Raw genomic sequence first — 11,125 nt, forward strand, 5'->3', positions numbered from 1 at the left:
GTAATCTGTCTGCGAAGTTTTTTTCTGTCAATTAAACATTAAGGATGGATGACGATGCTCAAATATGTCTTAAAAAGAATTGCACAAGTAATCCCGTTGTTATTAATCGTGTCATTTATCGTGTTTTCATTGATTCAATTAGCACCTTATGATGCCATTGATTCGATTACCACACCAAATATGTCTAGCGATACGGTGGAATTACTCCGACAAAAATATGGATTGGATCAGCCTTTTTTAGTTCAATACTTTATGTGGCTAAAAGAAATCCTTCAGGGAAACTTTGGTCATTCACTAGTTAGTCAACAAAGTATCGGCCAAGAGTTACTTGTTAGAATTCCAAATACAATTAAACTTATTTTACCAGCTTATGTAACGGCTATGATTATTGCGATTGGACTTGGTTTATTAGCAGGAGCTAACAAAGGTAAATGGATTGATAAATTAATTGATGGTATTTGTTCAGTAGGAATTTCGATGCCAACATTTTGGTTTGCTATGCTATTAATTTATTTATTAGGTTACAAACTAGATTTACTACCTATTATAGGTATGCATACAGTAGGTAAAGAAGATTCCATAGGTGATTTTCTTCAGCATTTTATTATGCCTTACTTGGTATTAGTTGTTGCTTTTTTCCCGGATTTGACTCGTTATGTGAGGTCATCAACCCTTCTTCAGTTATCTGAGGATTATGTAATGGTTCAACAATCATTTGGGGCAACAAAAAAAAAAATATTTTTAAAACACGTCAGTAAAAATGTGTTACTACCTATTGTGACTCAAATCGGGTTAGCTCTACCTATGCTTGTAACAGGGGCTATTATTACAGAAAGCATTTTTGGTTGGCCAGGGATTGGACCTTACCTAATGTCAGCAACTAAAGCATTAGATTTTCCTGTTATTATGGCTGTGATGCTATTATCGGCTACTTTAGTTATTTTAGGAAATTTATTATCTGATATTCTATACACTATTGTGGATCCTCGGATTAGTCAGGGGGACAACTAAATGAATCGAAAAAAAGCAATTCAATTAATGAAAGAACACAAAAGCTACTTGTTTCCTGTGATTTTTTTAATCCTACTTTCAGTATTAGCTTTGATTGCACCGCTACTTCCAATCGATCCAAATGCAACAGACGTCACACAAATGTCGGCTTCTCCTAGTCTAAGTCATCTATTTGGTACAGATGAAGTTGGTCGAGATTATTTCATTCGAGTGATTTATGGGGGACGTATTTCCTTGTTAGTTGGTGTTTTAGCCATGATAACATCTACCTTTATTGGGACAGTCGTTGGTGTTGTATCAGGTTATTATGGCGGCTTTATTGATAGTTTACTCATGCGTTTTGTCGATATCTTGTCATCTATTCCATGGCTAGTGTTAGTTATCGTATTGAGTGTTCTATTAAAACCAGGCTTAGTTACTATTATTTTCGTTATCGGATGTTTTTCATGGATGAGCATTGCTCGTTTAATCCGAGCAGAAACACTATCGGTTAAAGAAAGAGAATATGTAATCTATGCTCAATTTATCGGTGTCAAAAATAGTACAATCATTAGAAAACATATCTTACCAGCAGTGATGCCAACTTTAATCGTCGCTGCAACAGGTAGTATCTCATCTGCTATTATGACGGAGTCGGCTCTAAGCTTTTTAGGAATTGGTATTCAACCGCCGATTGCTTCTTGGGGAAGTCTACTGCAAAATGCACAAGCTAGTTTACAACAAGCTCCTTATATGGCCATTTTGCCAGGACTTTTTATCATACTAACGGTTTATTCATTTAATAGTTTAGGTAACTACTTACGTGAATTAAGCAGTGTGGAGGGATAATATGACTGAAAACATGATAGATTTAACCAATTTAAAAATCGATATTGCTAAAAAAAATAAAATTACTCAGCCTATTATTAAAGGTATTGATTTAACGATACCTAAAGGAGAAATTGTTGGTGTAGTGGGAGAATCTGGTAGTGGTAAAAGTATGACCATGAAAGGAATCATGAACATCTTACCAGTAGGAAGTAAGATGACATATAATTCTTTTTTATTTGATGGCAAAGTAATTAATAAAGAAGATAGAATACCAGCTGCCATGATTTTTCAAGATCCAATGACATCACTTAATCCTTTAAGAACTATTGGTTTTCATCTGATTGAAGTAGTTGTCAGACATCAAAAAGTGTCAAAAAAAGAAGCGAGAGAATTAGCTATTTTAGAGTTAGAAAAAGTTGGCATTACCTATCCTGAAAAAAGAATGACGCAATATCCTCACGAGTTATCAGGTGGTATGAGACAACGAATCATGATTGCTATGGCTCTTTTAGCAAAACCAAAACTTTTGATTGCAGATGAACCTACAACGGCACTAGATGTGACTATCCAAGCTCAAATTTTAGACCTTATTCGTAAGCTTCAAAAAGAAGAGGAACTAACCGTAGTATTAGTGACCCATGATTTTGGTGTTCTAGCAGGTATGTGTCAAAGTATCCGTGTGATGTATGATGGCAAAATTGTAGAAGAAGGCACAATTGATGAAGTCTTTTACAATCCAAGTCATACGTACACAAAAGAGTTGCTAAAAGCTATTCCAACAGGTGATAAAGGAGATCGATTGTATTCACTTAATAAATCAGAAGTGATTGATGTGAATCAAGAAGGTCTTCAGATGATCGAGTTATCTCCAACCCATAAAATTCTTGCTAATCGAGGTGATAAGAATGCCTAAGGAATTAATCAACATCAATCATATTAAACGATATTTCCCTGTGAAGAATAATTTTGGTCAAGTGAAAACCATTGTTAAAGCAATTGATGATGTGTCATTAAGTATTTACCAAGGAGAAACTTTGGGCTTAGTTGGAGAGTCTGGAAGTGGCAAAACTACCCTCGGACGAAGTGTTCTTCAACTTGAAACAATTGATGAAGGAGCTATTTACTACAAAGAAACGGATTTAACTTCTTTGAAGAAGAAGGATAAAAGCAAATGGTTAAAAGAGATGCAAATCATCTTCCAAGACCCTTATTCCTCTTTAAATCCTAGATTAACAGCTATTGAACTTGTTTTAGAGCCTTTATTGTTACAATTTGATGCTACTGAAGCTCGTAAAAAAGCAGAGGCCATTCTTGAAAAAGTTGGATTTACAGAAGAGATGTTTACCAAGTATCCTAAAGAATTTAGTGGGGGACAAAGACAACGAATTGGTATTGCACGTGCAGTTGTCACGGAACCTGAATTTATTCTGTGTGATGAACCTATCTCAGCCTTAGATGTCTCCATTCAAGCTCAAGTCATTAATTTATTAATTGACCTTCAAAAAGAACTTGGATTGACCTATCTGTTTATTTCCCATGATTTATCCATGGTTCGCTACATTTCAGATCGGATTGCGGTTATGTATTTAGGGAAAATTGTGGAGTTAGGACCAACTGAAGAAATATTCAGTCACCCGCAACATGATTATACAAAGAAATTGTTACAAGCTGTGCCAATTCCTGATCCTAAAAAAGCAAGAGAGGCTATGGCAAATGCATCAAATCAACTAACCAAAGAGATTGATTTGGATCAACAAACAGAGTGGGTTGAAGTTAGCCCAAATCATTTTGTTTTAAAGGAGAGATAAAGATGACAATGGATAAACTACAATTGGTTCAAGGAAAAGAAGGTATGGAGTTACCGGTTGAATCAGGTAATTGGGTATTACTTAGAGAAAAAGGTTACTCACCTGTTCAAAGCATGGTTGCTGCTGTAGGCGCATGTGGGGCATATGTCTATCAAAGTATTTTAGAGAGTTCTCGAATTGATTATACGTTTGACAGAGTCGAAATTGTCTATGAACGTGATGAAGCAATTAAAAGTGAACCTGTAAAAAAAATTGAGTTACAATTTTTTGTTAGTGTTGCTGATGATAAACAAGAACGAGCGACTCGAGGGTTAAAATTAATTTCTAAACATTGCCCAGTGATTCAATCTTTAAATCCTGCCATTGAGGTTATTGAAACAGTGGTATTTAATTAATCAAAAACATATAAACGAAAAGAGGATGACAATTGTGTCATCCTCTTTTTTGATTAACCAATAATAATTTTTTCGCTTGGGAATAAGTAGCCGTGGTCTTGGCGTTCTTTAGGAACAAAGACCATCAATGTATAAAGCATACCAATACGTCCGACAAACATTAATATAGCAATAATGATTTTTCCAATAAAGGTTAAGTCGGGTGTGATGCCTAATGAAAGTCCTGTCGTCCCAAAAGCAGAGGCAACTTCAACAATAATTGCAATCATATCTTGATTTTCTGTGATAGATAAAATAAGAACGGCTAAAAAACACATAGCTAGAGATAAATTAAAAACAACAACAGCTTTTTTTATGTCACGATCTTCAATACGGCGACTAAAGATTGTCACGTTTTCCTCACCTTTGATGAAGGACAACATATAAAGACCAATAATTGCGATTGTTGTGGTACGAACTCCACCACCAACAGAACTAGGGCTACACCCAATAAACATTAACATAGAAAATAATAAGAGTGTCGGAGTCTGAAAAGAACTCAAGTCATGCATTTGAAGTCCCGCATTACGAGTAGTAGTTGAATAAAACATAGAAGTCATCCACTTTTGAATCTCAGGCATATCTGCCAGCAAATGATTACGCTCTAATAAGTAAACAGCAACAGTCCCGAAAACAAATAAAATCAAATAGATGCTAATAGCTAGTTTACTAAATAGGGAAAAACGAAATGGAATATCATGTTTTTTTCGTCTATGAAAGAGCCATTCTTTGAATTCCATGATGACAGGAAAGCCGATTCCACCGATCATTATAAGAAAAATAAGAAAAGTGATAAACAAATAGTCTGTGGCATAAGGTGTTGCAGACATACCAGTGACATCAAATCCTGAGTTTGTTACAGCAGAGATGGATTGATAAAAGCCTTGAAAAATAGCTTCTCTTAAGGTTTCGTGATGATCTGAAAAATAAAAACGAATAGAAAAGATAATCCCAAAAATCAACTGAATCCCTAATAACGTGTAAACAGTGTTTTTTATTAGCTTCACACTACCACTTAATTTGGGTGAATTCATATCAGTCATGATTAATTGTCTTCTCTTTAAGGAAATACGTTTTCTAGAAAGAATAAAGAAGAAGGTAGTGATCATCATGATACCAAGACCACCAACTTGAAATAGAATTTCTAATAGAACGATACCGCGCTCATTATAAACTTCATTAATATTAAAAGTACTTAGACCAGTAACGCTAATGGTACTGATAGCCATGAACAACGTATCAAAAAGTGAGACATTAGCTCCTTCTTTCTGAAAGAAAGGCAAGCTGAGTAAGATAAATGAAATGAAAGTCATTAAGACATAATATAAGAAAATCAGTTGAATAGAAGAGAAGTGCCGATTGACAAATCGATTTCCAGTTCGCTTGATTCTAAAAACAGACCAGTTTCTTTTGAACATAAGAGCTCCTTTAGTTGATTTACTAGTTTAAGTATAGCAAGATAAAAATAAAAAGACAAAACATAATCAGACTAACGACGGAGGACAAAGAGATCAAAAAGTAATATTGTAGGTAAGTAAGGGAGAGGGAGAATATGTTGCTAAATTTACTACAAATTCAGAGTATTGCCTTTATTGTCATTAGTTTATTTATTTGGCAAAAGAGAGGTCGTTTAGAAAACAAAGAGGGGAACGATGTTTTCTTATGGATAGCTGCTCAAGTGTTGTTTAATAGTCTGATACTTTATGTTTGTCATCTTGATATGTCGTCCTTGACTCTATTGATGTTGGCAAGTGCCAATGGTTTAGCAACTAGTCTTTTCTTATTGTTGAAGAAAATACCAGTAAAAAAATTGGTTTAAAAAAAGAAGTTGGCTCAATGAGTCAACTTCTTTTTTATTTAAATTAGATTAACTAGTGTGTATTTTTTCTTACCTTTTCTAACGATGATGAATTTTCCATCAATTGCTAATTCAGCTGTAATGTCTGTAGCTACATCAGTTACACGCTCACCATTGATAGAAATAGCGCCGTTTGTAACGTCTTCACGAGCTTGACGTTTTGATGGTTCGATGTTTGTTTCAACTAACCAATCTACAATTGATAGTGTCTCCTTACCAATTGTTGCATTTGGCATGTTTTTGAAACCATCTTCAATTTGATGTGATGTTAATTGTTTCACATCTCCTGAGAATAGAGCAGCAGTAATTGTTAAAGCATCATTTAACGCTTCTTCACCGTGAACAAATAATGTCATTTCGCTAGCTAATGTTTTTTGAGCTTCACGTTTGTGAGGTTCTGTTTCTACTTTTTCAGCTAACGCATTGATTTCTTCTTGAGTAAGGAAAGTGAAGAATTTTAAGTATTTAACTACATCACGATCATCTTGGTTTAACCAGAATTGGTAGAATTCGTATGGAGATGTTTTTTCAGGATCTAACCATACAGCTCCACCAGCAGTTTTACCAAATTTAGTTCCATCAGCTTTAAGCATTAAAGGAATTGTTAATCCAAAAGCTTTAGCTTCAGCACCTTCTTTTTTACGGATTAAGTCTAGACCAGCGGTGATATTACCCCATTGATCAGCTCCACCGATTTGTAGACGCACATCATGATGACGGAATAAATGTAAGTAGTCCATTGATTGGAGAATTTGGTAAGTAAATTCAGTGAAAGAAATACCAGTATCTAAACGACTTGATACAATATCTTTAGCAAGCATTGTGTTAATGTTGAAATTTTTTCCGTAGTCACGTAAAAAATCTAATAGAGTTAAGTCTTTTGTCCAATCGTAGTTGTTAACCATTGTTAATTCTTGGTCATTGTTCTCATCAAAGAATAAACGTTTCATTTGGTTAGTTAAGCAGTCAACGTTATGTTGTACTTGTTCCATACTTTGTAATTGACGTTCACTTGTACGTCCACTTGGATCCCCAATTGTTCCAGTAGCTCCACCGATTAAAATGTATGGGTGATGACCTAAGAGTTGGAAACGTTTAAGCATCATAAAGGGAATTAAATGTCCAATATGCATACTATCTCCAGTAGGGTCCACACCACAGTATAAAGAAATTTTATTATTTTCTACATAATCACGCAAACCTTCTGCGTCTGTTTGTTGATTGATTGCGTCACGCCATGTTAATTCATCGATAATGTTTGTTGTCATTGTTATCATCCTTTCTAAAATAAATAAAAAAAGTCCCTATGAAGATTATCTTCATAGGGACGAAATAATAGATTCCGTGGTACCACCCAAGTTTGTGTTAAAAACACACTCTCTATGTTCGTAACGAGAACAAGTCGATTATTTGTTTTCTTTATTAGGTGTAATTCGCACATTTATTTGTGTCAATTTCCAGCAACCATTGACTTTCTATAAAACAGTGATAATGTCCTACTGTGTCCTAATACAAATATTATTAACGTTGATATAATCCTAAATCAAAAGATTTGATTTGTCAACTAAAGAAAAAAATATTTAGCTATGACTTTTTAGGGCTTTTTGAAGGCCTTGTCTAGCTAAGTTATCAGCACCTTTGTTATCTTTTTCGTCAATCCATTCAATAAAAAGAGTGGGAAACTGTGAACTTAACTCTAAAATGGTTGCTAAGTGTTTTGAAAAACGCGGATCTTTTGCATATTTTTTTTGTAGAGATTCAATCACAATCTTACTATCTGTATAAATAAAAATAATCTCATTAGTTAGAGACTGATTACGTAAATGAGTTAAGGCAAATACAAGCATTTCGAATTCGGCTTCATTATTAGTAGAAGCTGACAGTGGTTGATGAATTTGTTCTTGTTTATTATCTTTGATTAGTACCATACCACCAGCACTTAAAGCTTTTGATTGGTGGGTAGCAGCATCAATAAAAATTTTTATCATGACAACTCTCCGTTTTTATTTTTTATTTTTTTATCTTGTGGTAAGATAGGTAATTGTAGGGTCGTTGTAAATAGGAGGCTAGTATGAGTACAAATAAAATACATGTTTTTAGATATCAACCAGATCTTCCTGATACAGTGATTTATTGGTCGATGACATTTGTTTTCTTCTTTTTAAGCATGATAGGGCTAATGGAAGAACAAGGAAGAATTAATTTGTTTAGTGTCATAACTTTCTTGATTTTTTTAGGCTTTGGTTATTTGGGCACAAGAAGAAAGATGATATTAACAAATGAACAATTAAAAGTGTTTGCCATTATGAAGAAAAACCGATACCAAATCGATTTAGAGAAAATTCAAAAGATTTCGATAGGTAGCCACGGTATAACAATAACCACTAATCAAAAAGATTATGCTTACGTTATGTTTCCACGTTCTAAGAATGCCTTAGTTGAAAAAATCAATGAAGAAAAAGCATTTCAAGGAAACATTACAGGGATTAAAAAAAGTGTTGACTAATATGTCAACACTTTTTAATTTTATTCAATCACAATAACGTTTGTTGCTTGTAGACCACGGGCACCTTCTTTAATTGAAAATTCCACTTTTTGTCCCTCAAAAAGTAGTTTAAATCCCTCTTGATTAATTCCAGTAAAATGTACGAAAATCTCTTCATCTTCGTCATAAACAAGGAAACCATACCCTTTTTTTACATCAAACCATTTTACAGTACCAATTTTCATTTTAAATACCCCCTAGTGGTCTTTTGCCTACCTACTAACTATTATACGGTTTATGGATTATTCCGTCAAACACATGTCAGGATTTTATATAACTAACTAATAGTAGGTAAATTCTACTTTTTGATTCTTTTTTTAGTCTAGTTGTTATATACTAGTAAAGGTATAAAGTAATTAACAAAATATGAAATATTTTAAATATATAATAGTAGAAAGTTGGAATCAAATGTTTTTATATGTTTTTATTGCTGGCTTATCAGTAGTTATTGATCAGTTGATCAAGTGGTGGACTGTTCAAAATGTCGAACTTTATGAAACTGTGTTTAATAATCCGATCCTTTCTTTGACCCATATTAGAAATAGCGGAGCAGCATGGAGTATATTAGAAGGAAGAATGTGGTTCTTTGTTGTTATTACATTAGTAGCTTTAACAATCTTACCTTATATGTTGTATAAACATCGTAATGAAAGTAAATGGCTAACAATTGGTTTAAGTTTAATTATCGGTGGAACAATTGGTAATTTTATTGACCGAGTGAGACTCAACTATGTAGTAGATATGTTCCAAGTTGAGCTTTTTAATTTTCCGATTTTTAATTTTGCAGATGTTTCATTAGTTGTAGGAGTAGCTTGTATATTTATTTATATTTTATTTTTTGAAAATAAAAAAGAATTAGGAGAATGAGCGATGAGTAAAATTATTAGTAATGTTAGTCAATTAGTCGGAAATACACCTATTCTAAAATTAAAAGGACCTGAAGAATCAGCTAATGTATTTGTTAAACTTGAATTTTTCAACCCTGGAGGAAGTGTTAAAGACAGAATTGCCTTAGGGATGATTGAAGATGCAGAAGAAAAAGGGCTATTAAAACCAGGAGCAACAATCATTGAACCAACTAGCGGTAATACAGGTATTGGTTTAGCAATGATTGGTGCCACAAAAGGTTATCATGTTATATTGGTAATGCCTGATACGATGACTGTTGAAAGACAAAAGCTTATGAAGGCATATGGTGCAGAAGTTATGTTGACGCCAGGCGCAGAAGGGATGACTGGATCTATCAAGTTAGCTGAAGAGTTAGCAGAGAAAAATGGTTACTACTTAACTCGCCAGTTTGACAATCCAGCTAATCCAGCTACCCATGAAAAAACAACTGCTAAGGAAATCATTGACGCTTTTGAAGGGGAAAAAATAGACGCATTTATAGCTGGAGTTGGAACAGGTGGAACATTGACAGGTGTGGGTCATGAATTAAGAAAAGTATATCCTGATATTAAAATTTATGCAGTTGAACCAAATGAAACAGAAATTCTTCGCGGAGGTGTTCATGCTCCACATAGAGTTCAAGGGATAGGTGCAGGATTTGTACCAACAATATTAGACACAGAAGTCTACGATGGAGTAATTGGAGTTCCTAGCCAAGATGCTTTAGATACAGCAAGATATATGGGGAAATCTGATGGTATCTTAGTTGGTGGCTCAGCTGGAGCGGTTATTTTTGCAGCTCGACAACTTGCCGAAGAATTAGGACCTAATAAAAACGTCGTAACGTTAGCACCTGATAATGGGGAAAGATACCTATCTACTAATTTATATAGTTTTGATAATTAATCTTTCTTGATAATAATTATAAATAGTAGTAAAATGAACTTAATATAAAATATGTAGGGATGATAAAAATGTCTAATCATATTGTTGAACATGCAATTGAAGAAATGAAGGAAGCAAACATTCGAATAACACCTCAAAGATACGCTATATTAGAGTACTTGGTAGAAAGTAAAAGCCATCCAACTGCAGATGAAATCTATAAACATTTGGAGCATCGCTTTCCTAATATGAGTGTAGCTACCGTTTATAACAATTTGAGATTGTTTACAGGTATCGGACTTGTAACTGAAATGGCGTATGGGGACTCTTCTAGTCGTTTTGATTTCACATCAACAAAACATTATCATGCGATTTGTGATGAGTGCGGGAAAATAGTTGATGTTAATTACCCAGGGCTTGAAGATGTGGAAGCAGCTACTGAAAGATTGACTGGTTTTATTGTTAGAGAGCATCGTTTAGAAATGTATGGTTTGTGTCCTGATTGTCAAAAAAAATAGATCGATAAGGTCTATTTTTTTTATTTTAAAAAAATTTAAAATTATGCTTGCTTTTTTTTATCACAATTGATATATTAATAAATGTCGTTACGAGAGATACGACGTTAAAATAACATTTAAATAAAAATCAAAAAAACACTTGAATTATCATTCTCACTGTGTTAGACTGATTTAGTTGCTAAGAGAGCTTTATATTAAATAACAACAAATTGATTTGATAAGTTAAACTTTTTATTAAAAAGTTGTTGACTTGGTTTTCGAAATGTTGTATGATATAAAAGTTGTTAAGGCAACAAAGATTAGACCTTTGAAAACTGAACAAAGTAAGACAAACCAAATGTGTAGGGCGTTTCTACCTAGTAGAAACA

14 protein-coding genes and 1 other annotated feature are annotated in these 11,125 nt (G+C 33.7%); of the genes, 10 read left to right on the forward strand and 4 right to left on the reverse strand.

The window, feature by feature from the left end:
* Positions 1-54 precede the first annotated feature (54 nt).
* The 5 genes from DOK76_RS04090 to DOK76_RS04110 are packed head-to-tail and all read left to right on the forward strand — an operon-like array spanning position 55 to position 4,024.
* Entirely contained in the window at positions 55-1,011 is a 957-nt protein-coding gene (locus DOK76_RS04090; protein ID WP_206965180.1) for an ABC transporter permease, read from the forward strand.
* The gene (locus DOK76_RS04095) at positions 1,012-1,839 is read left to right on the forward strand and encodes an ABC transporter permease (RefSeq protein ID WP_206965182.1); all 828 of its coding nucleotides are present in this window, start codon (positions 1,012-1,014) and stop codon (positions 1,837-1,839) included. It abuts the gene before it with no gap.
* A 13-nt stretch (positions 1,840-1,852) separates the two neighbouring features.
* Positions 1,853-2,734 carry an ABC transporter ATP-binding protein gene (locus DOK76_RS04100; protein WP_242542197.1) on the forward strand — a complete coding sequence of 294 codons (882 nt, stop codon included), beginning with the start codon at positions 1,853-1,855 and terminating at the stop codon, positions 2,732-2,734.
* Positions 2,727-3,629, forward strand: coding sequence for an ABC transporter ATP-binding protein (locus tag DOK76_RS04105; protein ID WP_206965185.1), 903 nt, complete (start codon positions 2,727-2,729; stop codon positions 3,627-3,629). The genes DOK76_RS04100 and DOK76_RS04105 overlap by 8 nt, the downstream gene beginning before the upstream one ends.
* Before the next feature lie 2 nt (positions 3,630-3,631).
* A complete protein-coding gene (locus DOK76_RS04110) occupies positions 3,632-4,024 on the forward strand; it encodes an OsmC family protein (RefSeq protein ID WP_206965187.1) in 393 nt (130 codons plus the stop codon).
* A 53-nt stretch (positions 4,025-4,077) separates the two neighbouring features.
* On the opposite strand, the gene DOK76_RS04115 is transcribed toward DOK76_RS04110, so the two are convergent.
* A complete protein-coding gene (locus DOK76_RS04115; RefSeq protein WP_206965188.1) occupies positions 4,078-5,481 on the reverse strand; it encodes a TrkH family potassium uptake protein in 1,404 nt (467 codons plus the stop codon).
* Between the two features lie 134 nt (positions 5,482-5,615).
* On the opposite strand from DOK76_RS04115, the gene DOK76_RS04120 reads away from it, so the two are divergent.
* Complete coding sequence (locus tag DOK76_RS04120; RefSeq protein WP_206965190.1) at positions 5,616-5,882, forward strand: hypothetical protein; 267 nt, start codon at positions 5,616-5,618, stop codon at positions 5,880-5,882.
* A 38-nt stretch (positions 5,883-5,920) separates the two neighbouring features.
* Here the strand turns inward: DOK76_RS04120 and tyrS are convergent, their stop codons facing one another.
* Together tyrS and DOK76_RS04130 are read right to left on the reverse strand one after the other, a co-directional pair.
* Positions 5,921-7,189, reverse strand: a complete 1,269-nt coding sequence (gene tyrS, locus DOK76_RS04125; RefSeq protein ID WP_206965192.1) for a tyrosine--tRNA ligase — start codon at positions 7,187-7,189, stop codon at positions 5,921-5,923.
* A 52-nt stretch (positions 7,190-7,241) separates the two neighbouring features.
* Positions 7,242-7,443 (reverse strand) — a binding site (T-box leader).
* A 58-nt stretch (positions 7,444-7,501) separates the two neighbouring features.
* Positions 7,502-7,909, reverse strand: coding sequence for a ribonuclease HI family protein (locus tag DOK76_RS04130; RefSeq protein ID WP_206965193.1), 408 nt, complete (start codon positions 7,907-7,909; stop codon positions 7,502-7,504).
* A gap of 83 nt (positions 7,910-7,992) precedes the next feature.
* On the opposite strand from DOK76_RS04130, the gene DOK76_RS04135 reads away from it, so the two are divergent.
* Positions 7,993-8,427, forward strand: coding sequence for an EbsA family protein (locus DOK76_RS04135; RefSeq protein ID WP_206965195.1), 435 nt, complete (start codon positions 7,993-7,995; stop codon positions 8,425-8,427).
* A gap of 20 nt (positions 8,428-8,447) precedes the next feature.
* Here DOK76_RS04135 and DOK76_RS04140 read toward each other — a convergent pair whose 3' ends face one another.
* Positions 8,448-8,651 carry a cold-shock protein gene (locus tag DOK76_RS04140; RefSeq protein ID WP_206965197.1) on the reverse strand — a complete coding sequence of 68 codons (204 nt, stop codon included), beginning with the start codon at positions 8,649-8,651 and terminating at the stop codon, positions 8,448-8,450.
* Between the two features lie 223 nt (positions 8,652-8,874).
* On the opposite strand from DOK76_RS04140, the gene lspA reads away from it, so the two are divergent.
* The 3 genes from lspA to DOK76_RS04155 all read left to right on the forward strand — a co-directional run bounded on the left by lspA (position 8,875) and on the right by DOK76_RS04155 (position 10,757).
* A complete protein-coding gene (lspA, locus tag DOK76_RS04145; RefSeq protein ID WP_206965198.1) occupies positions 8,875-9,333 on the forward strand; it encodes a signal peptidase II in 459 nt (152 codons plus the stop codon).
* Positions 9,334-9,336: 3 nt separating this feature from the next.
* Complete coding sequence (cysK, locus tag DOK76_RS04150; RefSeq protein WP_206965199.1) at positions 9,337-10,260, forward strand: cysteine synthase A; 924 nt, start codon at positions 9,337-9,339, stop codon at positions 10,258-10,260.
* Between the two features lie 68 nt (positions 10,261-10,328).
* On the forward strand, positions 10,329-10,757 hold the full coding sequence (locus tag DOK76_RS04155) for a Fur family transcriptional regulator (protein ID WP_206965200.1): 429 nt from the start codon (positions 10,329-10,331) through the stop codon (positions 10,755-10,757).
* Positions 10,758-11,125: the final 368 nt, after the last annotated feature.

It is taken from the genome of Candidatus Vagococcus giribetii (genome assembly GCF_017316185.1).
GTDB classification, from domain to species: domain Bacteria; phylum Bacillota; class Bacilli; order Lactobacillales; family Vagococcaceae; genus Vagococcus; species Vagococcus giribetii.

Excerpts from the sequence above, each read along its gene's own strand:
- cysK (WP_206965199.1), top strand. The coding sequence starts at position 9,337 with ATGAGTAAAATTATTAGTAATGTTAGTCAATTAGTCGGAAATACACCT.
- DOK76_RS04110 (WP_206965187.1), top strand. The coding sequence starts at position 3,632 with ATGACAATGGATAAACTACAATTGGTTCAAGGAAAAGAAGGTATGGAG.
- DOK76_RS04100 (WP_242542197.1), top strand. The coding sequence starts at position 1,853 with ATGATAGATTTAACCAATTTAAAAATCGATATTGCTAAAAAAAATAAA.
- DOK76_RS04105 (WP_206965185.1), top strand. The coding sequence starts at position 2,727 with ATGCCTAAGGAATTAATCAACATCAATCATATTAAACGATATTTCCCT.
- tyrS (WP_206965192.1), bottom strand. The coding sequence starts at position 7,189 with ATGACAACAAACATTATCGATGAATTAACATGGCGTGACGCAATCAAT.
- DOK76_RS04155 (WP_206965200.1), top strand. The coding sequence starts at position 10,329 with ATGTCTAATCATATTGTTGAACATGCAATTGAAGAAATGAAGGAAGCA.
- DOK76_RS04120 (WP_206965190.1), top strand. The coding sequence starts at position 5,616 with ATGTTGCTAAATTTACTACAAATTCAGAGTATTGCCTTTATTGTCATT.
- DOK76_RS04095 (WP_206965182.1), top strand. The coding sequence starts at position 1,012 with ATGAATCGAAAAAAAGCAATTCAATTAATGAAAGAACACAAAAGCTAC.
- DOK76_RS04115 (WP_206965188.1), bottom strand. The coding sequence starts at position 5,481 with ATGTTCAAAAGAAACTGGTCTGTTTTTAGAATCAAGCGAACTGGAAAT.
- lspA (WP_206965198.1), top strand. The coding sequence starts at position 8,875 with ATGTTTTTATATGTTTTTATTGCTGGCTTATCAGTAGTTATTGATCAG.
- DOK76_RS04140 (WP_206965197.1), bottom strand. The coding sequence starts at position 8,651 with ATGAAAATTGGTACTGTAAAATGGTTTGATGTAAAAAAAGGGTATGGT.
- DOK76_RS04090 (WP_206965180.1), top strand. The coding sequence starts at position 55 with ATGCTCAAATATGTCTTAAAAAGAATTGCACAAGTAATCCCGTTGTTA.
- DOK76_RS04130 (WP_206965193.1), bottom strand. The coding sequence starts at position 7,909 with ATGATAAAAATTTTTATTGATGCTGCTACCCACCAATCAAAAGCTTTA.
- DOK76_RS04135 (WP_206965195.1), top strand. The coding sequence starts at position 7,993 with ATGAGTACAAATAAAATACATGTTTTTAGATATCAACCAGATCTTCCT.